This is a genomic window from Planobispora longispora (assembly GCF_016863135.1).
GTDB classification, from domain to species: domain Bacteria; phylum Actinomycetota; class Actinomycetes; order Streptosporangiales; family Streptosporangiaceae; genus Planobispora; species Planobispora longispora.
Window position 1 is genome coordinate 89,226 of sequence record NZ_BOOH01000042.1, and the last position, 23,261, is coordinate 112,486.

The window sequence follows — 23,261 nt, forward strand, 5'->3', positions numbered from 1 at the left end:
CGGGCGTCGCGGGAGGATCGGGGCCGGGACGGCGGTCAGGTCATCCGGCGGGTGAGCGCCACCCCCGTCCGGGCGAACGCCCCGGCCACCGCCGCGGCGAGCACCGGCAGGCCGATCACGACCGCGGCCAGGAAGGGCCAGGGGATCTCGACCGTCGGCGTCCCCTCGGGGAAAGGCGGCAGCCCGCCGCCCTGCAGCAGCACGGCGGTGTTGCTGTACTTCTGGAGGGTCAGGTTCCAGGCCGCGCCGACGCCGGTCACCACCCCGGCCAGGGCCCCGACCAGCACGCCGAGCCCGGCGACGAACCCGGCCTGACCCGCGACGACCAGCCTGCGCGTGCCCGGCGGCGCGCCGACGGACGCCATGGTCGCCAGATCGGGCCGGAGGTCGGCCGCGGCGAGCCCGGTGGCGGCGAGCGTCCCGCCCAGCACCAGGACCAGTGCCGCGCCCAGCAGCAGCCACAGCTGGAGGGCCAGGTCGCCTCCCTCGAATCCCCGCTCCAGATAGACGTCGACGCCCTGGCCCATCGTCATGAGGTCCCGCTCGAACCGGACCTCCCACTCGAGGTCGGTCCGGTGGCCGGCCCCGGCCAGGTCGGCGTACAGCCTGCGCGGCGCGGTCGTCAGCCCGGCGGACTCGACGGCGGAGGCGGGCAGCACCACCAGCGCGTGCCGGGGGTCCGCGGCCGCGGCGGCGACCGCGGGGACCGTGATCTCCCAGGGTCCGGTGTCCTCCGCGGAGATCACACGCAGCTTCAGCCGCCCGTCGCGCACCAGCGCCGGATCGAACACCACGGCCTTGCCCGCGGCGAACGCCTCCGCCGCCACCGGATCGGACCTGCCCTGGACGAGGCGGAGCAGCCGCGCGTCCCCGATCGGCGGGGTGTTGCTGACCCCTTGGACGTGCACTTCGCCGCCGGACAGGAACGGGGCGCCGGGGTCGGACACGACGTGCAGGTCCACGACCGCGCCCTCGGCGTCCCGGGGCTCGGCGGCCTCGATCAGCGGCACACCGGGCAACCGTTCCCGGACGGCCTCGGCGACCTCGGCCCATCGGCCGTCGTCCAGCCCCCATCCGGCGACCCCCATCGTCCCGGCCGGGATGGTCGCCTGGAAGGCGTCGCGCCTGTCGGCGACGTCGCTGCTCACCGCGACCCCCGCCGCGGTGAAGGCGGCGGTCGCGGTCATGACCGCCGCGACGGCGGAGGCCGTGCGGCCCCGGTGCCGGGAGGCGTCCCGGGCCGCCAGGCGGAACGGGAGCGGGAGACGCGCCGCGAGACCCGCCGCGCCCCTGACCAGCCGCGGAGTCAGCGCGATCAGCCCGAGCTGGGAGAGCACCGCGGCGGCGAAGACCCACACCGCCTCCACCCTGACGGCGAAGACGGCCGCCACGATTCCCGCCAGGAGCAGGACCGCCCCCAGCACGGGACGTCCGGCGCGGTCGCGCGCCTCGCCCCTGCGCCCGCCCAGCACCGCCGCCACGTCCTGGCGGCCCGCCTGAACGGCCGGGACCACGGCGGCGGCGAGCCCGCTGAGCACACCCAGCAGGGCCACGGCGGCGACCGTCCCCCAGGGGATGTCGAGCGGGCCGGCCCTGCCGACCAGCCGGCCCGCCTCCAGCAGGACCGCGAGGCAGGCGAGACCGACGCCGAGAACGAGGCCCAGCGCCGCCGCCCCGCCGCCGAGGACGAGGCCGTCGGCCAGGACGACCAGGCGCAGGTGCCCCGGGGAGCCGCCCTGCGCGGCGATCAGCGCCAGCTCCCGCCTGCGGCGGCGGAGCCCGACCGCGAAGGCGGGACCGGCGAGCAGCACCACCTCCAGCACGATCATGACTCCGGCGAGCCCGATCGCCACGATCTGGTTCGCGTTGTTCGCAGGGGTGTAGGGCGCGGTGTCGGCGGGCGGATCGGCGATGACCGCGCGGGACTGCGCGACCAGCCCGGCCGCGTTCAGCCGCCGGACGTCGGCCCACGTGACCGGCTGCGGAGTGTCGGCCAGCCAGCCGGTCCCGTTGCCGTCGCGCCGGTCGAGGAGCAGGACCCCGGGGAACCCCACGATCTCCGCTCTGGCGAGCTCGTGGGGGTGCTCGATGACGCCGACGACCCGCACCGGCCGGTCCTGCCGCGTCACCGCGAGCGTCGCGCCGAGCCGGGCGCCCCGTTCCCGCATCTCGGGGCTGATCACGACCTCCTGCGGCGAGGCGGGCAGGCGCCCTTCCACCAGGCGGTACAGGCCCGCCGCCAGCGGGTCGCGCAGGTCCACCTCGTGGGCGGAGACGTGGTCGTAGCCCTCCTTCCCCCGCACGTCGACGCTGCCCTGGTTGGCCGGGACGAGCCGGGTCCCGGCCCCGAGGAGCGCCGTCACCTCGGACGCCGTCCACGGCCGCGTCGATTCGACGGGATCCGCCGGGGCCGCCCAGAGGCGGCCGGCCACGTCCTGGTACACCTCGCCCCGGAACGAAGTCGTCTTGATCCGGGCGTCGGCCGCGCCGATGTTGCTGCCGAGCCCCTCCCGTGAGCTGATGTCCGCGATCTCCAGCAGGGTCAGGAGCAAGGTGATGACGAGGACCGGCAGGCCGATCATCACCATGACCAGGGCACTGCGGCCCTTGGCCCGCCGGGCGTCGCGGCGGGAGATCCGCAGGGCGGCGGAGAGCGCGGCCAGCGGGGAGCGCCCGGCTGCGGGCGGGCGCTCCTCCGCGTCCCCCGGACGTCCCCCGCGCTCGGTCAGGAGGTCCCCGGGGGTGCCGGCGCTCATCGGGCCGTCTCCGGTGCCGCGTCGGTGGAGTCGGCGATCTCGCCGTCGCGCAGGAAGACCACCCGGTCGGCCCAGGCCGCGTAGCGGGACTCGTGGGTGACCAGCAGCACCGCCGCCCCGGCGTCGCAGCGGGCGCGCAGCAGCCGGAGGACCTCGTCGCCGGTGGGGGTGTCCAGCGCGCCGGTGGGCTCGTCGGCCAGGAGCAGCCGCCGTTCACCGGCCAGCGCGCGGGCGATCGCGACCCGCTGGCGCTGGCCGCCGGAGAGCTCGTCGGGGAAGCGGTCGGGCTCGTCCAGGCCCACCTCCGCCAGTGCCGCAAGGGCCTCGCGCCGGGCCTGCCTCGCCCGCACCCCGTCCAGCTCGCGCGGGAGCATCACGTTCTCGGCGGCGGTCAGCGACGGGATCAGGTTGAGGTCCTGGAAGACGTAGCCGGCGTGCCGGCGGCGCAGGGCCGCGAGTTCCTTCGCCGTCAGGCTCGTCAGCGGCGTGCCCTCGACGGTCACCGCGCCCGAGGTGGGCCGGTCGAGGCCGCCGGCCAGGTTCAGCAGGGTGGACTTCCCCGACCCGGAGGGCCCCATGACCGCGACCAGCTCTCCGGCCGCGACCTCCATGCTCACCCCTCTCAAGGCGTGTACGGCCTGCGGGCCGTCGCCGTGGACGCGGGTCACGTCCGCCAGCCGTACGACCGGATCGAAACTCATGTTTGTGTCTCCTGCGTCTGGGGGGAGGCCGTGAGCACGGCCTCGCAGTGGTCGAGCCAGCGCTGCTCGGCCTCGGCCCGGAAGATCATCGATTCGAGGACCAGGAGCTGGGCCGCCCCGGCGCCGTTCACCCGCTTGGCCCGGACGAGCTCCTGCAGCGCGCGCATGGTCGCGGTGCGCTGGGCCTGGATGACCGGGCGCACGTCGGCGCGCGCCGTGACCGCCATGGCGAGCTTGATCACCAGCTCGTCCCGGGGCCGGTCGGACGGGGCGACGGGGGTGCTGAGCCATCGCTCCAGTTCGGTCCGACCGGCCTCGGTGATCGAGTAGACGACCCGGCCCTGGTCGTCCTGCTCGCCGGGGGCCACCAGGCCGTCGCGTTCCAGGCGCGAGAGCGTCGTGTAGACCTGGCCGATGTTGAGCGGCCAGGTCGCCCCCGTGGACGCCTCGAACTCGGCGCGCAGCTGGTAGCCGTAGCGCGGCCCCATGCTCAGCAGGGCGAGCAGCCCTTGTCGGATCGCCATGCATACTGAGTATGCATACTCAGTATGGTCACGGCAAGCACGGCGAGAGATCCGCATATTCTGGACAGGTATCGCCGTTGGGACCGATACTCGGGGGATGAGCTCGATACAGCCCCCTCCGCGCGCATCCGACGGGGACCGTGATCGTGCCATCAACGAGCTCCGGGACCGCGCGGTCGAGGGACGGCTCTCTCACGACACGTTCCTCGGACGCGTCGACATGGCGCTGCGCGCACGCAACCAGGGCGAGCTGGACAACCTGATCGCCGACCTGCCGCAGCGCGGCCGGCTCCGCCGCCTGGTGACCGAGGTCGTCTCCTCCGTCTCCGACTTCACCACGCGCGTGGAGTCCGCCTGGCGCCGTCCCCGGCTGCCCAAGCTGGCGCTGCCCGGCGACGCCCGGACCCGCTACGTGGTGGGCCGCGGCTCGGCCTGCGACCTGGTCCTGGCCGACCTGACCGTCTCGCGGGTGCACGCCGAGCTCCGCCGCGACGACGAGGGCTGGCTCCTCGTCGATCTCGGCTCGCTCAACGGCACCCGGCTCAACGACTGGCGCCTGGTCGGCCCGGCGAAGGTCCGGCCGGGCGACGTGATCTCGTTCGGCGACTGCGCGTTCGTGGTGATCACGCCTCAGGCGGCCTGACCCCGGCCTTCTCGATCTCCTCCGAGGTGAGGGTGTAGCGCCTCACCAGCACGATGGCGACGGCCATGACCAGTGCGGGGATCAGCGTGCCGCCGTACAGCACGGCCTGCACCGCCGACTCCGGCTGCTCCACCGGCGTCTTCGGGTCCGACTCCACGAACCCGGCCACCCCCAGCAGCCAGCCGAACACCAGCGCGCCGAAGGCGAAGACCACGGTCTCGGCGGCCGTCCAGAGCCCGGTGAACACCCCGGCCCGGCGCTTCCCGGTGACCGCCGCGTCATAGACGATCACGTCGGACAACATCGAGAACTGCAGCAGCTGGAGCCCGGCGTAGCCGATGCCCACGAACAACACGGCCACGTGCGCGTAGGCCGCGCCGAACTGCCCGGACAGCGCCATCGCGACCGTGCCGGCGAAGAACAGCGCCGAGCCCAGGAGCATCGCCCCGCGCTTGTCGTAGCGCTTGGACAGGCGCACCCACGCGGGCATGGTGACCAGCAGCGGCCCGACGATGCACAGGAAGAGCGTGGTGGTGGCGCCGGGGTCGCGCAGGGTGTAGGTGGCGAAGTACGGCGCGCCGGCCAGCAGCATGCCCGCCGAGAACATCTGGGCGCAGCTCATGCCGAGCAGGATCATGAACGGCCGGCTCGTGCGGGCGGCGGCGAACTGGGCCCGGATCGACGGCTCGGCCTCGGCCCGGGCGACCACCGGGGCCTTCGCCGTGCCGAAGAAGGAGGCCAGCATCGATACCAGCAGCACTCCCCCGATGATCACGCCCATCAGCCGGTAGCCGGAGACCTCCCGGCCCGCGATCGCGGGGGCCACGGCCCCGGAGAGCAGGATCGCGAGGCCGACGAAGACCATCTTCCACTGCAGGATCGAGGAGCGCTCGTGGTAGTCCTCGGTCATCTCGGCGGGCATCGCCTTGTAGGGGACCTCGTAGAAGGCGTAGGCCGTCGCGGTGAGGAAGTAGCAGACGGCGACGTACGCCGCGGCGGGCAGGCCGGTCAGCGGCGGCCCCGCGAACGTGGCGACGAACGTCACGGGCAGGAAGAGCGCGCCGGCCAGCATCCACGGGCGGCGCGCGCCGAAGCGGGAGACGGTGCGGTCGGAGCGCTGGCCGACCCAGGGGTTGATGACGACGTCCCAGACCTTGGGGAGGAAGGCGACCAGGCCCGCGATCCACGCGGGGATGGCCAGGACGTTCGTCATGTAGAACAGCAGCAGCAGTCCCGGGACCGTGGAGAAGGTCGCGGTGCAGACCGAGCCGACGCCGTAGCCGATGCGGACCTGGCGCGGCACGGTGACGCCGGAAGGGGAGCCGGGAGCGGAAACAGGGCCGGGGGTGGGCGCCGGTGTGACCATTCGCACATTGAACCCCACCGAACAACCGTCCGGTAGGTCCTATTAGAACCAAATCTCCTCTTGTCAACCCGCCCGTCGTTACGGACGATCACCGCATACGCCCGCTGTCTTGACTGCGGAATCTGACTACGCGGGAGAGGCGGCAGTGTCCCTGGAGCAGCCATGCGACCATCACGACGATCACCAAGACGGGCATCACGACGGGCCACCGTCTCCGTCACCCTCCTGCTGCTGGCGGGCCTCACCTGGTCCTCGCACGGCGCGGCCCCGGCCGCCGCGTTCGAGCCCGCCCCCGGCGTCGCCGATCTGGTCGAGGACATCGACCGGATCCTGGAGGACGCCCGGCTCACCCCCGCCCGCGCCGGGGTGGTGGTGCGCAGCGCCGCCTCGGGCGAGGAGCTCTACGCCCGGGACCGCGGGAAGATCCTGACTCCCGCCTCCAACGCCAAGCTGGTCACCTCGGCCGCCGCCGCGGAGATCCTCGGCCTCGACTTCCGCTTCACCACGAGCGTGCTGTCCACCGGCCGCCGCGCCGGCTCGGCCCTCGCCGGCGACCTCTACCTGAAGGGCACCGGCGACCCGACCATGCTCGCCTCGGACTACGACGCCCTGGCCGCCCGCGTGGCCGCGGCCGGGATCAGGACGGTCACCGGCAGGCTGGTCGCCGACGACACCTGGTTCGACGCGGTACGGCTCGGCACGGACTGGTCCTGGGACGACGAGCCCTACTACTACGCCGGGCAGATCTCGGCGCTGACCGCCTCCCCGGACACCGACTACGACGCCGGGTCGGTCATCGTCTCGGTCGCCCCGGGCTCGGCCGCCGGACGGCCGGCCAAGGTCTCCACCACCCCGGAGACCGACTACCTGAAGATCGACAATCGCGCCGTCACCGGGGCCGAGACCGATGTCCTGGTCGAGCGGCAGCACGGCACCAACACGGTTCTGATCACCGGGACCGTGGCGGACCCCTACGACGAGTGGGTCACCGTCAACGACCCCACCGGGTACGCGGCCTCCCTCTTCCGCGCGGCCCTGGGCAGGCACGGGGTGCGGGTGCTGGGCCGCACGGCGCGCGGCGCGGCCCCGTCCGGGGCGGCGACCGTGGCCGAGCGCCGGTCGATGCCGCTGGGCGAACTGCTCGTGCCGTTCATGAAGCTCAGCAACAACATGCACGCCGAGATCCTCACCAAGTCGATCGGGCGCGAGGTCTCCGGCGCCGGGACGTGGAGCGCCGGACTGGCCGCGATCACCTCCTTCGCCCAGGCCAACAGGATGCCCACGCTGCGCATGCGGGACGGCTCCGGCCTGTCGCGGGTGGACGGCCTGACACCGGGCGGGGTCACCGGGATGCTGCTGGCGCTGCGCTCCCAGCCCTGGTTCGACACCTGGTACGGCTCGCTGCCGGTGGCGGGCGAGGCGGACCGGATGGTCGGCGGGACCCTGCGCAGCCGGATGCGCGGCACCCCCGCGGCCGGGAACGTCCGCGCCAAGACCGGATCGCTGACCGGGGTCACGTCCCTGTCGGGTTACGTGACGGGAGCGGACGGCGAGCCGCTGGTCTTCTCGATCATGATCAACCAGTATCTGTCCGCCTCGCCCAAGGACGTCGAGGACAAGATCGCCATCCGGCTGGCCCGGTTCAGCCGGACCTCTCCGGCCGAGATTCCGGCCGTCCCGGCCCCCCGGACGGCATCGAACGTTCCAGAGCTCGAATGCTCCTGGTCAAAGCCCGCGCGGTGCTGATCGCAGACGCCTCAACGATCACACAGGTTTACCCGGTTACCTTATGAATTCCTTAAATTTCGTGACAAGGAGGATCTACCCACACCAGAATGCGGGTTCCATCCAGCGTCTAACCCTCTGGAGGAACCGATATGCGCAGACCGCTCGGAGCACTTGTGTGCGTCGGGAGTCTGGCGGCACTGAGCACCCCGGTCGCCGCGGCCCACGCCGCGGCGGCCCCCCAGGACGTCTGTCGCGTGCAGGTGTCCGCCCCCGTCGTCAACACCGCCGGAAAGATCCAGGTGATCGGGACCCGCGCCGGATGCGACGACGCAGCAGTGCTCCGCATCCGGATCAAGCAGGCCAAGCGCGGCCCCGACCGCACCGTCAAAAGCGGCGCGCGGCGCGGGGACGACGTGCAGCTCACCCTCACCGCACGGTGCAGCGCCACCCCCCGCACCTACTACGCCCTCGCGACGGACTACCGGGGCCACACGGTCGTCTCCAAGCCGGCCCGGCTCACCTGCGCCCCCACGGGCACGCCGTCGCCCGCCCCCACGCCGACCCCCACGGTCAAGCCCACGGCGACCCCCACGGTGAAGCCCACGACCCCGGCCCCCAGCCCCACCGGCGGCACGGGCGGCACGGTCGGCACGACCGAGGAGAACGAGGTCGTGCGCCTGACCAACATCGAGCGCCAGAAGGGCGGCTGCGGCCCGCTCAAGCACGACCCGCAGCTCAACAAGGCCGCGCACGACCACTCGGCCACCCAGGCGTCCCGCAACCAGATGACGCACCAGTTCCCGGGCGGCCCCACCTTCGTGGAGCGCATCCGCGCGGCGGGCTTCACCGGCGGATCGGCGTTCGCGGAGAACGTCGCCGCGGGCTACGGGACCCCCGCCTCCGTGGTCGCCGGCTGGATGAACAGCTCCGGCCACCGCGCCAACATCATGAACTGCAAGTACAACCTCATCGGCGCGGGCATGGTCAAGAGCTCCAAGGGCACGCCGTACTGGACGCAGGTCTTCGTCGCCCGCTAGAGCCCTTCCCCGAGGGACCCACGAGGCTCCGGGGACGGCGTGAGCACCCCCCTCAGCGCCCGTCACGCCGTCCCCGGCGAGACTCCCGCCCACCGCGCCGCTGTCCGGGCGAGCCCGGCGGGCAGGGAGGTTCTCCCGAGAGCGGGAGAGAACCAGGACGCCCCCTCGACGGACGGATCGTCGCGGGGGCGTCTTGCGTGCCCGCGACTCCCCGCCTTCCCGCCTGACAGCTCACCCCTGCCTGACGCAGATTTTCTTCTGCCTCAGAGGATCGAAAGAATATTTCGCGAACTTCATCGCCTGAGCGACAAATCTTGGCTTCCCAGGCGTGAGTCCCATATGTAACATGTTCCCCACTTTCCCGCTGATCTCCGGAAAGTGACCACCGTCAGAGGACCCCAAGAGCCGCGACCAGCTCCCACGCCCGGCTCTCGTCCGGCTCCTCCTGGCGCCCCTCCCCCGCGTGTCCCCGCACGACACGCCCCGTACGGCCGGCCGAGTGACACCACACAGGCACGCTCGCCGGACCTCTTCACCCCCCGGAGGAACATTGAGACTGCGGTCTCTCATGGCGAGTGCCACCGTGCTCGCCGCCACCGCCGCGGCCCTGGCCGTCACGCCCGCCGCCCACGCCGCGCCCCCCGCCGCCGGCACACCCGTCGTCGACCCGGCCCTCAAGGCCGAGGTGCAGCAGGGCGAGACGGTCCGCGCCATCGTCGAAGTGGACCGCGGGCAGCAGGTCGCCCCGGTCGCCAAGAGCGCCGAGGCCCTGTCCACGACCACCGACGTGCCGGAGCAGCCGCCCGCCCGTGACTTCTTCGTCATGGAGGTCGACAAGGCGACGCTGACCAAGCTCGACGACGACAAGCGCATCGAGTCGATCTACGAGGACCGGCTCAGCCGCCCCACCCTGGGGGCCAGCCTCAAGGTCATCGGCGCCGACAAGGCCCACGCGTCCGGCCGCACCGGCGCCGGCTGGGACATCGCGATCCTGGACACCGGCATCGACCGCGACCACCCGTTCTTCGCCGGCCGCATCGTCGCCGAGGCGTGCTTCTCCACCACCGACAGCCGCCAGGGATCGTCCTCCCTCTGCCCCAGCGGCGAGAACTCGCAGATCGGAGCCGGCGCCGCCGACGCCGAGACGGCCAAGTGCGGCGGCAACGGAAGCCTCTGCACCCACGGCACCCACGTGGCCGGCATCACCTCGGGCAAGAAGAGCGCCGACAACACCGCCAACGGTGTCGCCCCCGACTCGGGCATCATCGCCGTCCAGGTGTTCACCCGCTTCGACAGTGCGGACGCCTGCGGCGGGAAGGCCCCGTGCGTCCTGTCGTACACCTCCGACCAGAAGCGCGCCCTCGCCTACGTCGCGGAGCTGAGCAAGACCCGGAAGATCGCCGCGGCCAACATGAGCCTCGGCGGCGGTCAGTTCGCCTCCTCCTGCGACGCCAACCCCTCGGGCAACGGCGTCAAGCCCGAGATCGACGCGCTGCTGGGCCGCGGCGTCGCCACCGTGATCGCCGCCGGCAACTCCGGGTACGGCGCCGCCGTCAGCTCGCCCGGATGCATCTCCAGCGCCGTGACGGTGGGCGCCACCGACAACGGCGACGCGATCGCGACCTTCTCCAACCGGGGCAGGCTGCTCGACGTCTTCGCCCCGGGCGTGCAGATCCTGTCCAGCGTCCCGAACAACGCCTGGGCCCGCTACAGCGGCACCTCCATGGCCGCCCCGCACGTGGCCGGCGCCTTCGCGGTGATGCGGCAGGCCATGCCGGAGGCGACCGTGGCCGAGATCCTGGCGAAGTTCCAGAGCACCGGCAAGGCCGTCGCCTACAGCAGCGGCGGCGGCAGCGTCACCACACCGCGGATGAACCTTCTCGCGGCCCTGCCCACGGCGGGCCCGACGCCCACCCCCACGCCGACCGGCACCGCGACCCCCACCCCGAGCCCGACCGGCACGGCGACCCCGACTCCGAAGCCGACCCCGACCGGCACCGCGACCCCGGCCCCCACGCCGACCGCACCGGTGGAGCGCCCCGCCGAGAAGCGGGTCGTCGACCTCGTCAACCAGGCGCGCGCGGACCGCGGCTGCGCCCCGGTCGTCTTCGACGCCAGGCTGTACGCCGCGGCCCGGGGTCACTCCACCGACATGGCCGAGAACGGCTACTTCAGCCACACCTCCAAGGACGGCCGCAACCCCGGCGCCCGCATCCGGGAGGCCGGTTTCTCCCCGCTCCGCGCCTGGGCCGAGAACATCGCCCGGGGCCAGCGCAGCGCGGAGTCCGTCCACAACGCGTGGATGCGCAGCAGCGGCCACCGGGCGAACATCCTGAACTGCAAGCTCACCCACATCGCCGTGGCCTACGCCAAGAACGCCGGCGGCGTCCCCTACTGGACCCAGAAGTTCGCCGCCACGACCGCCTCGGCCCCCACCGCCAAGCCGACCGCGACCCCCACGGCCAAGCCCACGGCGACCCCCACGGCCAAGCCCACGACCCCGGCCCCCAGCCCCACCGGCACGGGCGGCACGGTCGGCACGACCGAGGAGAACGAGGTCGTGCGCCTGACCAACATCGAGCGCCAGAAGGGCGGCTGCTCCCCGCTCAAGCACGACCCGCAGCTGCGCAAGGCCGCCTACGGCCACTCCGCCGACATGGCCGAGAACGGCTACTTCAGCCACACCTCCAAGGACGGCCGCAGCTTCATGGACCGCATCCGCCAGGCGGGCTTCACCGGCGGATCGGGCTGGGCCGAGAACATCGCCTGGGGTCAGCGCACCCCGGCCGATGTGGTCAACGGCTGGATGAACAGCTCCGGCCACCGCAAGAACATCATGAACTGCAAGTACAACCTCATCGGCGTCGGAGCGGCCAAGAACTCTCAGGGCCGGATCTACTGGACCCAGAACTTCGCCGCCAAGTAGTGCCATCCGGGAACGGCTGACGGCCCCCGCCCCACGCCGTTCCCCGCAGGACCCCCACCCGCCGCGACCGCCGTCCGAGCGGACGCGGCGGGCGGGGGGGTGACTCCCGGGCACCGGGAGAACACGACGCCCCCGCGACGGACGGATCGTCGCGGGGGCGTCGCCGTTGCGGGAAGAACCCGCCCGGAGCCTACTTCAGCCAGCTCATCATCGGGCGGAGCTTGGCGCCGGTCTTCTCGATCGGGTGCTCGGCCAGTTCCTCGCGGTAGGCGGTGAACTTCTTCTGGCCGCTGTCGAACTCGTCGACGAGCTCCTTGGCGAACTCGCCGGACTGGATCTCGGCGAGGATGCGCTTCATCTCCTTCTTGGTCTCCTCGGTCACCACGCGCGGGCCGCGGGAGTAGCCGCCGTACTCGGCGGTGTCGGAGACCGACCAGTACATCTTGTGGATGCCGCCCTCGTACATGAGGTCGACGATCAGCTTCATCTCGTGCAGGCACTCGAAGTAGGCGACCTCGGGCTGGTAGCCGGCCTCGATCAGGGTCTCGAACCCGGCCTTGATCAGCTCGGACACGCCGCCGCAGAGCACGGCCTGCTCGCCGAAGAGGTCGGTCTCGGTCTCCTCGGTGAAGGTGGTCTTCAACGCGCCGGCGCGGGTGCCGCCGATGCCCTTGGCGTACGACAGCACCAGCGGCCAGGCGTTGCCGGTGGCGTCCCGCTCCACGGCGACCAGGCACGGCACGCCGCGGCCCGCGCTGTACTGGCGGCGGACGAGGTGACCCGGGCCCTTGGGGGCGACCATGGCGACGTCGACGCCCTCGGGGGCCTCGATCAGGCCGTAGCGGATGTTCAGGCCGTGGCCGAAGAAGAGCGCGTCGCCCTCCTGAAGGTTCGGCAGGATGTCCTGGGTGTAGAGGTGCCGCTGGATGTGGTCCGGCGCCAGGATCATGATCAGGTCGGCCTCGGCGGCCGCCTCCGCCGGGGTGAGCACGCGCAGACCGTCGGCCTCGGCCTTCTCCCGGCTCTTGGAGCCCTCGGGCAGGCCGACCCGGACGTCCACTCCGGAGTCGCGCAGGGACAGGGCGTGGGCGTGGCCCTGGCTGCCGTACCCGATGACGGCCACGACGCGGCCCTGGATGATCGACAGGTCGGCCTGGTCGTCGTAGAAGATCTCAGTCACTTGCTCAAACCTTTCAGGGTTTCGTACGGCTAGCGGAACTCGGGTCCGCTAGGCGGTCCGGTCCAGGGCCCGGAGAGAACGATCGGTGATGGAACGGGCGCCGCGGCCGATGGCCACCATGCCCGACTGGACGAGTTCCTTGATGCCGAACGGCTCCAGGAGCTTGACGAACGCCTCCAGCTTGTCCGGCGTGCCGGTGACCTCGATGGTCACCGCGTCGGAGGCGACGTCGACGCAGCGCGCGCGGAACAGGTTCACCAGTTCCAGCACGTTCGAACGGGTCTCCGCGTCGGCCCGCACCTTGATCAGCATGAGCTCGCGCAGGACCGACTGGGCCGGGTCGAGCTCGACGATCTTCAGCACGTTGATCAGCTTGTTGAGCTGTTTGGTGACCTGCTCCAGCGGCAGGTCCTCGACGTTGACCACGATGGTCATCCGCGAGATGTCGGCGTGCTCGGTGGGCCCGACGGCCAGCGAGTCGATGTTGAACCCGCGGCGGCTGAACAGCGCCGCGACGCGCGCCAGCACGCCGGGCTTGTTCTCCACCAGAACCGAGAGCGTGTGCCTGCTCATGGGGTCCTACTCCTCGCTGTCCCAGACCGGCGCCATGTCGCGCGCGAACTTGATGTCGTCGTTGCTGGTCCCGGCCGCCACCATCGGCCAGACCATCGCGTCCTGGTGGACGACGAAGTCGATCACGACGGGCACGTCGTTGATCTCCATCGCCTTCTTGATGGTCGCGTCCACGTCCTCCGGGCGCTCGCAGCGCAGGCCGACACAACCGTACGCCTCGGCGAGCTTCACGAAGTCGGGAATCCGGCGGACCGTCTGCAGGTCGGTGTTGGAGTAGCGCTCGTTGTAGAAGAGCGTCTGCCACTGGCGGACCATGCCGAGGTTGCCGTTGTTGATGACCGCGACCTTGATCGGCACCCCTTCCAGGGCGCAGGTGGCCAGCTCCTGGTTGGTCATCTGGAAGCAGCCGTCGCCGTCGATCGCCCAGACCACGGCGTCCGGGCGGCCCATCTTGGCGCCCATCGCGGCCGGGACCGCGAAGCCCATCGTGCCGGCGCCGCCGGAGTTGATGAACGTGCCGGGGTTCTCGTAGCCGATGAACTGGGCGGCCCACATCTGGTGCTGGCCGACGCCGGCCGTGTACAGCGCGTCGGGGCCGACGATCGCGCCCAGCCGCTCCATGACGTGCTGCGGGGCGAGGGAGCCGTCCTCGAACTCGTCGTAGCCCAGCGGGTAGGTCGCCTTGTAGCCGTTGAGCAGGGTCCACCACTCGGCGTAGTCGCCCTTGCGGTCCTCGGCGCGGACCGCGGCGATCAGCTCGGTGATGACCTCCTTGCAGTCGCCCACGATCGGCACGTCCGCGTGCCGGTTCTTGGAGATCTCCGCCGGGTCGATGTCGGCGTGGACCACCTTGGCGAACGGCGCGAAGCTGGACAGCTCACCGGTGACGCGGTCGTCGAAGCGCACGCCCAGGCCGACGATCAGGTCGGACTTCTGCAGCGCGCCCACCGCCGAGACCGAGCCGTGCATGCCCGGCATGCCCATGTGCTGGGGGTGGCTGTCGGGGAAGACGCCCCGGGCCATCAGCGTGGTCACCACCGGGATGCCGGTCAGCTCGGCGAACTCCCGCAGCTCGGCCGAGGCGCGGGCCTTGTGCACGCCGCCGCCGACGTAGAGCACCGGCCGCTTCGCCTCGGCGATCAGCTTGGCCGCCTCGCGGATCTGCTTGGAGTGCGGCCGCGTCACCGGCCGGTAGCCCGGCAGCTGCATCGCCGGCGGCCAGCTCGGGAAGGTCGTCGTGGCCTGCAGCGCGTCCTTGGAGATGTCCACCAGCACCGGACCGGGCCGCCCAGTGGAGGCGATGTGGAAGGCCTCGGCGATGGTGCGCGCGATGTCGTCGGCGTTGGTGATCAGGAAGTTGTGCTTGGTGATCGGCATGGTGATGCCGGAGATGTCCGCCTCCTGGAAGGCGTCGGTGCCGATCGCGCCGCTGGCGACCTGCCCGGTGATCGCCACCATGGGCACCGAGTCCATGTAGGCGTCGGCGATCGGGGTGACCAGGTTGGTGGCGCCCGGGCCGCTGGTGGCCATGCACACCCCGACCTTGCCGGTGGCCTGGGCGTAGCCCTGGGCGGCATGACCGGCGCCCTGCTCGTGCCGTACAAGCACGTGCCGGACCTTGACCGAGTCGTAGAGGGGATCGTAGGCGGGGAGGATGGCGCCGCCCGGAATCCCGAACACGGTATCGACCCCGACCTGCTCCAGCGCCCTCACCAGGGCCTGGGCTCCTGTCATCTGTTCGGTCATCGGCTCGTTCCTTGCGTGGCTGAGCTTGGAAACTGGCATAAAAAAGGCCCCATCCCACCGATGCGGCGGGGCTGGGGCGGCGCGCAGGTCGGAGTGCTTCGCTATCGGCCTGCGCGCCGGCGAAGTACTACCTGAATCCCACGGTGATGCATGGGTCCACCATGGCCGACAAAACGCTCCGCCGTCAAATCCATGGGACGCGTGTCTCACTTCCCGAGATGACCGGCGGGGGAAACCGCCGGTCAGACGGTGCCCTGGAGGGTCGAGAGACCGGCCGGCATCAGCGAGTCGACGCCCCGCGGGGCCATCGGCCGCGCCACCAGGTAGCCCTGGCCGCGGGTGCAGCCCATCTCGCGCAGCGCCTCCAGTTGCTCGGGCCGCTCGATGCCCTCGGCGACCACGATCAGCCCCAGGTCGCGGCCGAGCCGCACGATCGTGCGGGTCAGCAGGGTCAGCGTCTCGTCGCGGCCGAGCCCCGACACGAAGGACGGATCGATCTTGATCATGTCCACCGGGAGCTGGCGCAGGAACGCCAGCGAGGCGTAGCCGGTGCCGAAGTCGTCGATGGCCAGCCGGACCCCGAGCCCGCGCAGCTCCGAGAGCCGGGTGACGATCTCCTCGGCGTCCTCGACCAGCATCTCCTCGATCACTTCCAGCGTCAGCGCGCTGGGCGGCAGCCCGCTCTCGGCCAGCGCCGACTCGACGGTCTCCACGAAGCGCGGCGCGGTGATCTGCCGGGCCGACAGGTTGAGCGAGAGCCCGATCTCCCAGGACGACGCCCGCCAGGCCGCCACCTCCCGGCACGCCTCGCGCAGGATCCACTCGCTCAGCGGCACGATCAGGCCGGTGTCCTCGGCCGGGCCGAGGAACTGCTCGGGCGGCACGTACGCGCCGTCCTTCCACCAGCGCACCAGCGCCTCCACCGCGGTGACCCGCGAGGTGGCCAGGTCCACCACCGGCTGGTACTCGATCGCGAACTGGTTCTCCAGCAGCGCCCGCTGCAGGTCCGCGGCCAGCTCCAGGCGCCTGACCACGTCGGCGTGCATGTGCGCGGCGAACACCTCGACCCGGCGGCCCCCCAGCTCCTTGGCCCGGGCCATCGCCACGTCGGCGTTGCGGATCAGGTCGGCCGAGGACACGTCGTCGTCGGCGAAGGCCACCCCGACGCTCGTGGTCAGCGCGATGTCCCGGTCGGCCACCCGGAACGGCTCGGAGGAGACCGTGTGGACCAGCAGCTCGGCCAGGTCCACCGCCGTCTGGGCGTCCGCGCCCGCCTCCAGCAGCACCGCGAACTCGTCGCCGCCCCACCGCGCCAGGGTGTCGTCGGCCCGTACGGCGGCGCGCAGCCTCCGGGCCGCCTGGCCGAGAAGGTAGTCGCCGCTGGCGTGCCCGACCGAGTCGTTGACCGAGGTGAAGCCGTCGAGGTCCAGGAAGACCACCGCGACCCGGCTCTCCCCGGGCCGGGCCAGCACCTCCCGGGTGCGCTCCTCGAAGTAGGCCCGGTTGGGCAGGCCGGTGACGCCGTCGTGGAAGGTCAGGTGGGTGACCTGGTTGCGCAGGGCCTCCTCGTCGCTGACGTCCCGGGTCGTCACCAGCAGCAGGTCCTCGCCCCGCACGTGCCGGGTCGCCACCGACTCGGTCGGCCGCCAGGTGCCGTCGGCCGCGCGGATCCGGCAGGCGATCATGCAGGCGCCGCCGCCCTCCGCGGACTCCTCGTCCGGGCCCATCGCGCGCAGCGCCTGGCGGATCCCGGGGACGTCCTCCGGGTGGATGTAGTCGAAGATCGAACCGCCGACCAGCTCGTCGGGGCGGTAGCCGTAGGTGGTCTCGACGCCGTCGCCGATCCGGCGCACCACGCCGTCGTAGTCGCACAGCAGGACCACGTCGCCGGTGCTCTCGGCCAGGTCGTGCAGCTGCCGCTCGGCGAGGTCCACCAGGCGCCGCATGCGCCCGGCCGCCATCAGCACGGTGAACAGCCGCACCACCAGCACGCCCACGACCGAGGCCGTGACGGCGGCCAGCACCGCGACCGGCCCCTCCACCCCGCCGCGGACCGCCCGCACCAGCACGACGACGGTGGCCACGGCCACCAGGACCAGCGGCACCGCCGTGATCAGCGCGGAGGCGGGCTCCCGCACGGGCGGCTCGTGATCGCCGTCCGGCTCGTCCGCCCCGTCCACCGGGCGCGCCGTACGGCCGCTCCAGGGGACCGCCGCCAGCAGCAGGAACGCCGCCGGAGCCGGCCAGGCCCCGGCGGACGGCGGGGCGTCCCCGGCCAGCCTGGCCATCGCGGTGATCAGCTCGCCCCCGGTGATGGCGGCCAGCACGGCGAGCGCGGCCAGCCCCACCGGCCACGCCGAGCGCCGGACCGGCACCACGGACGGGGCCGCCACGCATGTGAGGATCAGGCAGAGCAGCGGGGCGGCGAAGGTGACCGCGAAGTCGCCCGCGCCGCCGGCCTCCCGGTACAGAGGTCCCAGCGCGAGCGCCCAGGCGATCACGAACAGGGAGGCCGCGCACACGTAGGCGTCGGCGAGATCGCGCAGGAACGCCTGCCCGCGCGCGGGCCGCGCGGCGCACAGGCCCGCGCCCACGGCGAGCATCGCCGTGCCGGACAGGAGCACCAGGTCGGCGAAGTTCACCGCGAACGGCGTGCCGTCCGCGAACGGCCGGGCGCCGGTCCCGGCCAGCCAGGCGATCGAACCCGCCGCCAGCCAGCGCCAGGCCAGCGCCTCGCGGCGGCCGGTCGCCCGGGAGGCGGCGGCGAACAGGGACAGCGCCGCGATCGCGCCCGCCGCGACCCCGGCCACGGCGCCGCCGGCCACGGCCGGCGTCCCCGCGGCGAAGGCGGCGACAAGCCCGGCCGTGCCGACCCCGGCGGCGGTCAGCGGTACCCGGGGGTCACGCCAGCGGATCATGTCGTCTGCCCATCCAGTGTTCCGGTCCGTCCCGCTCACGCGGCGTTCCTGGGATCGCCGCGATCACGATGCTGTCACGGGACGCGCGTCTCAACCTGCCGCGTCCCGGGGAGCACACGGCCAGTGTGGGCTCTCCGCACAGCGTGGGGGGTGACAACGCAGCAGTCGTCACCGTTCTGATAACCATGCAAGCGATCAGGGTCGCACGAGACAACGATACGCACCGAAGGTCACGGAGCAGCCACGGTCCGGATTCCTTTCCCGGTCGTCTTGCCGAGTCAGTATGATCCTGTAATCACGTTTTTCAAGGGCTCACCTGCGAGGTAACGCAGCAGCTGCGAGCGGAGAAGCCGCAGCGTGCGCCGCCCCGACGCCGGTGTGCTGCCCGCGACGTGCGGGGTGACGAACACCCCCGGAGCCGTCCACAGCGGGTGGTCGCGGGGCAGCGGCTCCGGGTCGGTCACGTCGAGCGCCGCCAGCAGACGGCCCTTCTCCAGCTCCGCGAGGAGCGCGCCGGTGTCCACCACCCCGCCCCGCGCGGCGTTCACCAGCAGCGCGCCGTCCTTCATCGCGGCCAGGAAGTCCGCGTCGACCAGCCCGGCCGTGTCACGCGTCGCCGGGACCAGCAGCACCACCACGTCCGCCCGGGGAAGCAGCTCCGGCAGCTCGTCCTGGCCGTGCACGTTCTCCCGCGCGCTCCTGGCCACCCGGACGATCTCCACCTCGAATCCGGCCAGCCGCCGCTCCAGCGCCTCGCCGATCGAGCCGTACCCCACGATCAGCACGGTCGAGTCGGCCAGCACCCCGGTGTGGTGGTAGGTCCACTCCCCGCGCTCCTGCGCCCTGACGAACCCCGGGAACTCCCGCAACGCCGCGATCATCGCGCCCACCGCCCACTCGGCGGTGCCCGCGTCGTGCACCCCCCGCGCGTTGCACAGCACGACGCCCTCCGGCAGGTGCGGCCGGTACGGCTCCACGCCCGCCGTGACGGTCTGCACCAGCTTCAGCCGGGTCATCCCGGCCAGCAGCCCCGGGATGTCCGGCACCGGCATCAGCGGCGGGATCCAGACCTCGGCCTCCTCGATCCCCTCGGGCACCGGCCCGGCGCCGTCGTAGACGACGCACTCCGCGTCGGGCAGATCACACAGGACATCGGCGGCGGCCTTGGACGGGACCCAGATCTTCATGACCCGATTATCCCGGGGAACGTTTCGGAGCCCCCGGGAGTCCCCATCGGGTATGGATGAAGTGACGGACGAGGGGAGAGAGGTCTCCATCATGCCCAGCAAGCCGACCTCCGCCGCGAAGGACCCTGCCGCGAACGCGAAGGACTCCGCCGCGAAGGACCTTGCCGCGAACGCGAAGGACCCTGCCGCGAAGAACGGCGGGCCGCTCCTCCCCGGGAGACGGACAGGTCCCGGGCACGCCCCCCGGCCGGCCCCGGTCATCGCCCTCGTCGCCGCGGTCCTGGCGGCCGGCTGCTCCTCGCCCTCCGCCGAACGGGTCGGCACGGCCCGGACACCCGCCCCCGCCCCCGCCCTCTCCCAGGCCCCGCAGGCCGGCGAGCCCCGCGTCCTGGCGAAGGGACTCGCGGTCCCCTGGGGCATCGCGTTCCTGCCCGGCGGCGACGCCCTGGTGACCGAGCGCGACACCGCCCGCCTCCTGCGGGTCACCCCGGCCGGCGAGGTCTCCGAGGTGGCGAAGATCGACGAGGCGCGCCCCGACGGCGAGGGCGGCCTGATGGGCGTGGCGGTCTCCCCCCGCTTCGCGCAGGACGGCCTCGTCTTCCTCCACTACACCGCCGCCGACGACAACCGGATCGTGCGCTACCGCTACGACCGCGGCCTGACCGACGCCACGGTCGTCCTCGACGGCATCCCCAAGGGTGTCATCCACAACGGCGGCGGCCTGGCCTTCGGCCCCGACGGATACCTGTACGCCACGACCGGCGAGACCGGCGACCGTCAACTCTCCCAGGACCTCGGCTCCCTCGCCGGCAAGATCCTCCGCATGACCGCCGACGGCGCCCCCGCCCCCGGCAACCCCGCCCAGAACGTGATCTGGAGCCACGGCCACCGCAACATCCAGGGCCTGGCCTGGGACTCCTCGGGGCGCCTGTACGCCAGCGAGTTCGGATCCAGCTCGTTCGACGAGGTCAACCTGATCGAGAAGGGCGGCAACTACGGCTGGCCCGAGGTCGAGGGCGTCGGCGGCGACTCCCGCTTCATCGACCCGATCGTCACCTGGAGCACCTCCGAGGCCTCCCCCTCCGGCATGGCCTACGCCGACGGCTCCCTGTGGGTCGGCGCGCTCCGCGGCCGGAAGCTCTGGCGCGTCCCGATCGCCCCGGACGGCACGGCCGGCGCGGCCGCCCCGCTGTTCGACGGCCGGTACGGCCGCCTCCGCGCGGTCACCGCCGCCCCCGACGGCTCCCTGTGGATCGGAACCAGCAACGAGGACGGCCGCGGCTCCCCCGCCCCCGACGACGACCGCGTCCTCACCCTCACTCCCTGACCCCGTACGGCGCGCCGCGCCGGCGGGGAGCACGGGGCCGGCTGCCGCGGCCGCGTCCGGCGCTTTCGCGGGGAGGCGGAACTCCTTCCCCTCCCCGCGCGTTTTCCCGCTCGCATCAGTCGGTTGATCATCTCGAGGGAAATTGACACTCAAGCTGCGCTCGCTCGTCTCCACCCTGGCCGTCGTCCTCACCGCCGGGGCGTGCGCGCCCTCCGCGGAGAACGGCCCCGTCGCGGAGGGTGACGGTTACCCCCCTCAGCAGCGGTCGTTCGTGGAGGAGGACTCCGACTTCTCCCAGGGGGTGGGAGAGGAGGAAGAGGAGTCCTACATAGAGGTGTGCGTGCTGAAGAAGACGCGGGTCCGCGTCGGCTACCAGGGGTGCGACGACTCCGAACCCGGCTACACGTGGTATTTCATCGCGTACGACAAGAGGGTTCCCCCGGTGGGACGGAAGGCGGGGAAGGGGTCGTTCCGGCGGCCCGACGGTGAGAGGCACCGGGCGCGGGCGAAGGGCGGCCGGGGGCCCGAGGTCTCGTTCACGGACGATGAGAACCGCTTCGAGATCTGCGTACGCGAGGACACGCGCGTCCGCGTCCCCGACGCCAGGTGCGACGACGAGGACGAAGGCTTCGCCTGGTACTACGTCCGCCTCGACGGGCGTGCCCCGGCGACGGGCCGGAGGGCCTCCGGAGGCTCTTTCCTCGAACCCTCCAGATCCACCTATCGCGCCGAGAAGCGGGGCGGCTCCGGGATGAAAGCCGCGATCGATCCTTACGCGGATACAGATATGGACACGGACAGCAGCACCGGCACCGGCACCGGCAGCGGTGACTCCTCGACCCGCAGCCAGTCCGGCTGTGGACTCAACTGCGGAGGCGGTACCCGGACCAAGTCCGGCCGCCGCTGACAACCGGGACGAGCGCGCAGCGCACGCGATGCCGGCCCGGCGGCCGCTGCTCGGGAAGGTGGCCGCCGGGCCGGGTTGGGGATCAGTCGTTGCGGGTGTCGAGGCTGGGCCCCTCGTCCTTGCCGGGGCCGCCGGTGTCGAACTTCTCGGTGGTGACAGGCCCGGTCGGTTCAGGTCCGGCGGGCCGGGGACCGTTGGGCTCCGGCAGCGGGACCGCCGTGCAGGGCTCGACCTCACCCTCGACGATCTGCAGCGACGTCGCGGTCGGCGGCTGGTCCGGGTGGGCGTGGTCGAAGGAGACCCTCAGGACCAGCGTCTCGTCAGCCGTGATCTGCCCCGGCTTGAGCTGGAAGGAGATCCCCTTTCCATCCTTGCCGATCTTCGATTCCATCGGTTCGCCCGCACGGCCGGCCTGAGAACGCCCGTTCCGGGGCTCCTCACAGGTCTGGTCCCCGGGCAGGTAGTCCACCTGCGCCTTGACCCCCTCCTCTGCGAGCTTGGCCTCCAGCTCCTCAGGCTCGCGGAACTCCTTGATCCACACATCGACCGACCCGTCCGCGGCCTTGGTCACCGCGAAAGCCGGGGTGCTGCCTGCGCTGAACAGCGTGACCGCCACCGTGGTGGCCGCCGCGACCCCCGTCAGCGCGGCGGCCAGCCCCACGACGCGGCGCCTCGATCCCCGCCGCACCGATGTCGTGGCCACCATGCCCTCTCGGGCGCTCCTGGCGGCGACGTCTTCCTTGAGCGCGCTGAGCAGGCGCTCTTCGAAGTTGCTCATGCCTGTCCCTTCACGTATACGGCCTGCGGCGAAACGACGTCTCCGAGAGCACGCCTGGCGCGGTGCAGTCGGACCCGTGCGGTCACCTGCCTGATCCCCAGGGCCTCGGCCGCCTCCGCGACGGTGAGCTGATCGATCGCCACGAGCTCCAGCACGGCCCGCTCCCCCTCGGGGAGTTCCCGCATGGCCTCCAGGGCGCCCCGCACCCGGCGCTCGGCGTCGATCCGCTCCTCCATCCGGCCGAGGTCGTCGTCGTCCATCAGCCTCCGGCCGGAGATTCGGCTGGTCACCCGCACCTCGCGGATCGCCTTTCGCTGCTGGGCCGCCATGACGTTGCGCGCGACGCCGTACAACCATGCGATCTCGCTGCCCCTGCCGGGACGGTAGGTGTGTGCCGAGTCCACGGCCGCCAGGAACACGTCAGCGGTCAGGTCGGCCGCCAGATGAGGGTCACTCACCCGTCGGACGACGAACCGCATGACAGCGTCAACGTGGCGGCGGTAGAAGGCCTCTAAGGCCTCAGGGTCTTCATTGAGGCGCACCGGCCTCGCTCCCTTCGTCGTTCGCCCTTACACCTCTACTTGGACCGAGCGCCGCAAAGCGTTTCCGGCGGCCGGGCACCACACGGCGAACCGTCAGAAGGTCCAGATGTCAACCCGCTCAACATCCAGCCTCAGGATCAAGTACGGCTACGCAGCCCCACCCATGAAATCTGCATCGGTACCCGCTCCAGATTGGGCGCAGCTACGGTGGCCTGCCCTGAGCTCCTTCCTTCCAGGGTGGCCGCAGGCGACGGCGCTCAGCCCTGCACGGTGCCGCGCCTGCGCTTCAGCATCGGCGGGCACCCTGGTCGTCCGGGGCAGGGCCGCATCCATACGGCCCGCACCCGGTGCGGCGAAGGGCGAGGAGTGCGGAGCGGGCGGATATTCCAGCCGGCGTAAGACCGTGCCAGGACCATGCGCGC

The 23,261-nt window shown here is 72.1% G+C and carries 17 protein-coding genes; 6 read left to right on the forward strand and 11 right to left on the reverse strand.

Annotation, left to right across the window (positions count from 1 at the left end; all coding sequences use genetic code 11):
* Positions 1-35: 35 nt before the first annotated feature.
* From Plo01_RS25360 to Plo01_RS25370, 3 genes are read right to left on the reverse strand one after another with little or no spacing between them, the layout of a single operon-like run.
* Positions 36-2,756 (reverse strand): FtsX-like permease family protein, encoded by a 2,721-nt coding sequence (locus Plo01_RS25360; protein WP_239317020.1) that lies wholly within the window; start codon positions 2,754-2,756, stop codon positions 36-38.
* Positions 2,753-3,457 carry an ABC transporter ATP-binding protein gene (locus tag Plo01_RS25365; protein WP_203893188.1) on the reverse strand — a complete coding sequence of 235 codons (705 nt, stop codon included), beginning with the start codon at positions 3,455-3,457 and terminating at the stop codon, positions 2,753-2,755. Before Plo01_RS25365 ends, Plo01_RS25360 begins: the two co-directional genes overlap by 4 nt.
* The gene (locus Plo01_RS25370) at positions 3,454-3,981 is read right to left on the reverse strand and encodes a PadR family transcriptional regulator (protein WP_203893189.1); all 528 of its coding nucleotides are present in this window, start codon (positions 3,979-3,981) and stop codon (positions 3,454-3,456) included. Before Plo01_RS25370 ends, Plo01_RS25365 begins: the two co-directional genes overlap by 4 nt.
* A 97-nt stretch (positions 3,982-4,078) precedes the next feature.
* Between Plo01_RS25370 and Plo01_RS25375 the strand changes: the two genes are divergently transcribed.
* On the forward strand, positions 4,079-4,624 hold the full coding sequence (locus Plo01_RS25375; protein ID WP_203893190.1) for an FHA domain-containing protein: 546 nt from the start codon (positions 4,079-4,081) through the stop codon (positions 4,622-4,624).
* On the opposite strand, the gene Plo01_RS25380 is transcribed toward Plo01_RS25375, so the two are convergent.
* On the reverse strand, positions 4,605-5,990 hold the full coding sequence (locus Plo01_RS25380) for an MFS transporter (protein ID WP_203893191.1): 1,386 nt from the start codon (positions 5,988-5,990) through the stop codon (positions 4,605-4,607). The two genes, Plo01_RS25375 and Plo01_RS25380, sit on opposite strands and share 20 nt — an antisense overlap.
* Before the next feature lie 162 nt (positions 5,991-6,152).
* Between Plo01_RS25380 and dacB the strand changes: the two genes are divergently transcribed.
* The 3 genes from dacB (at position 6,153) to Plo01_RS25395 (ending at position 11,681) form a co-directional block, all read left to right on the forward strand.
* A complete protein-coding gene (dacB, locus tag Plo01_RS25385; protein ID WP_203893192.1) occupies positions 6,153-7,736 on the forward strand; it encodes a D-alanyl-D-alanine carboxypeptidase/D-alanyl-D-alanine endopeptidase in 1,584 nt (527 codons plus the stop codon).
* Positions 7,737-7,867: 131 nt separating this feature from the next.
* Complete coding sequence (locus Plo01_RS25390; protein WP_203893193.1) at positions 7,868-8,755, forward strand: CAP domain-containing protein; 888 nt, start codon at positions 7,868-7,870, stop codon at positions 8,753-8,755.
* A 568-nt stretch (positions 8,756-9,323) separates the two neighbouring features.
* Positions 9,324-11,681, forward strand: coding sequence for a CAP domain-containing protein (locus tag Plo01_RS25395; protein ID WP_203893194.1), 2,358 nt, complete (start codon positions 9,324-9,326; stop codon positions 11,679-11,681).
* A gap of 190 nt (positions 11,682-11,871) precedes the next feature.
* Here the strand turns inward: Plo01_RS25395 and ilvC are convergent, their stop codons facing one another.
* The 5 genes from ilvC to Plo01_RS25420 form a co-directional block, all read right to left on the reverse strand.
* Positions 11,872-12,861, reverse strand: coding sequence for a ketol-acid reductoisomerase (gene ilvC, locus Plo01_RS25400; protein WP_203893195.1), 990 nt, complete (start codon positions 12,859-12,861; stop codon positions 11,872-11,874).
* A 48-nt stretch (positions 12,862-12,909) separates the two neighbouring features.
* A complete protein-coding gene (gene ilvN, locus Plo01_RS25405) occupies positions 12,910-13,434 on the reverse strand; it encodes an acetolactate synthase small subunit (protein WP_068926570.1) in 525 nt (174 codons plus the stop codon).
* Between the two features lie 6 nt (positions 13,435-13,440).
* Positions 13,441-15,219, reverse strand: coding sequence for an acetolactate synthase large subunit (locus Plo01_RS25410; RefSeq protein ID WP_203893196.1), 1,779 nt, complete (start codon positions 15,217-15,219; stop codon positions 13,441-13,443).
* 203 nt (positions 15,220-15,422) lie between these two features.
* Complete coding sequence (locus Plo01_RS25415) at positions 15,423-18,098, reverse strand: putative bifunctional diguanylate cyclase/phosphodiesterase (RefSeq protein WP_203893197.1); 2,676 nt, start codon at positions 18,096-18,098, stop codon at positions 15,423-15,425.
* Positions 18,099-18,376: 278 nt separating this feature from the next.
* Complete coding sequence (locus Plo01_RS25420; protein WP_203893198.1) at positions 18,377-19,285, reverse strand: 2-hydroxyacid dehydrogenase; 909 nt, start codon at positions 19,283-19,285, stop codon at positions 18,377-18,379.
* A gap of 52 nt (positions 19,286-19,337) precedes the next feature.
* On the opposite strand from Plo01_RS25420, the gene Plo01_RS25425 reads away from it, so the two are divergent.
* Both Plo01_RS25425 and Plo01_RS25430 read left to right on the forward strand, forming a co-directional pair.
* Complete coding sequence (locus Plo01_RS25425) at positions 19,338-20,612, forward strand: PQQ-dependent sugar dehydrogenase (protein WP_239317024.1); 1,275 nt, start codon at positions 19,338-19,340, stop codon at positions 20,610-20,612.
* A gap of 142 nt (positions 20,613-20,754) precedes the next feature.
* Positions 20,755-21,519 (forward strand): hypothetical protein, encoded by a 765-nt coding sequence (locus tag Plo01_RS25430; RefSeq protein WP_203893199.1) that lies wholly within the window; start codon positions 20,755-20,757, stop codon positions 21,517-21,519.
* Positions 21,520-21,601: 82 nt separating this feature from the next.
* Here the strand turns inward: Plo01_RS25430 and Plo01_RS25435 are convergent, their stop codons facing one another.
* Together Plo01_RS25435 and Plo01_RS25440 are read right to left on the reverse strand one after the other, a co-directional pair.
* Positions 21,602-22,297, reverse strand: a complete 696-nt coding sequence (locus Plo01_RS25435; RefSeq protein ID WP_203893200.1) for a hypothetical protein — start codon at positions 22,295-22,297, stop codon at positions 21,602-21,604.
* Entirely contained in the window at positions 22,294-22,839 is a 546-nt protein-coding gene (locus tag Plo01_RS25440) for an RNA polymerase sigma factor (protein WP_203893201.1), read from the reverse strand. Before Plo01_RS25440 ends, Plo01_RS25435 begins: the two co-directional genes overlap by 4 nt.
* Between the last annotated feature and the right edge of the window lie 422 nt (positions 22,840-23,261).

Excerpts from the sequence above, each read along its gene's own strand:
- Plo01_RS25360 (WP_239317020.1), bottom strand. The coding sequence starts at position 2,756 with ATGAGCGCCGGCACCCCCGGGGACCTCCTGACCGAGCGCGGGGGACGT.
- Plo01_RS25365 (WP_203893188.1), bottom strand. The coding sequence starts at position 3,457 with ATGAGTTTCGATCCGGTCGTACGGCTGGCGGACGTGACCCGCGTCCAC.
- Plo01_RS25370 (WP_203893189.1), bottom strand. The coding sequence starts at position 3,981 with ATGGCGATCCGACAAGGGCTGCTCGCCCTGCTGAGCATGGGGCCGCGC.
- Plo01_RS25375 (WP_203893190.1), top strand. The coding sequence starts at position 4,079 with ATGAGCTCGATACAGCCCCCTCCGCGCGCATCCGACGGGGACCGTGAT.
- Plo01_RS25380 (WP_203893191.1), bottom strand. The coding sequence starts at position 5,990 with ATGGTCACACCGGCGCCCACCCCCGGCCCTGTTTCCGCTCCCGGCTCC.
- dacB (WP_203893192.1), top strand. The coding sequence starts at position 6,153 with ATGCGACCATCACGACGATCACCAAGACGGGCATCACGACGGGCCACC.
- Plo01_RS25390 (WP_203893193.1), top strand. The coding sequence starts at position 7,868 with ATGCGCAGACCGCTCGGAGCACTTGTGTGCGTCGGGAGTCTGGCGGCA.
- Plo01_RS25395 (WP_203893194.1), top strand. The coding sequence starts at position 9,324 with ATGGCGAGTGCCACCGTGCTCGCCGCCACCGCCGCGGCCCTGGCCGTC.
- ilvN (WP_068926570.1), bottom strand. The coding sequence starts at position 13,434 with ATGAGCAGGCACACGCTCTCGGTTCTGGTGGAGAACAAGCCCGGCGTG.
- Plo01_RS25410 (WP_203893196.1), bottom strand. The coding sequence starts at position 15,219 with ATGCCAGTTTCCAAGCTCAGCCACGCAAGGAACGAGCCGATGACCGAA.
- Plo01_RS25415 (WP_203893197.1), bottom strand. The coding sequence starts at position 18,098 with ATGATCCGCTGGCGTGACCCCCGGGTACCGCTGACCGCCGCCGGGGTC.
- Plo01_RS25420 (WP_203893198.1), bottom strand. The coding sequence starts at position 19,285 with ATGAAGATCTGGGTCCCGTCCAAGGCCGCCGCCGATGTCCTGTGTGAT.
- Plo01_RS25425 (WP_239317024.1), top strand. The coding sequence starts at position 19,338 with ATGGATGAAGTGACGGACGAGGGGAGAGAGGTCTCCATCATGCCCAGC.
- Plo01_RS25435 (WP_203893200.1), bottom strand. The coding sequence starts at position 22,297 with ATGAGCAACTTCGAAGAGCGCCTGCTCAGCGCGCTCAAGGAAGACGTC.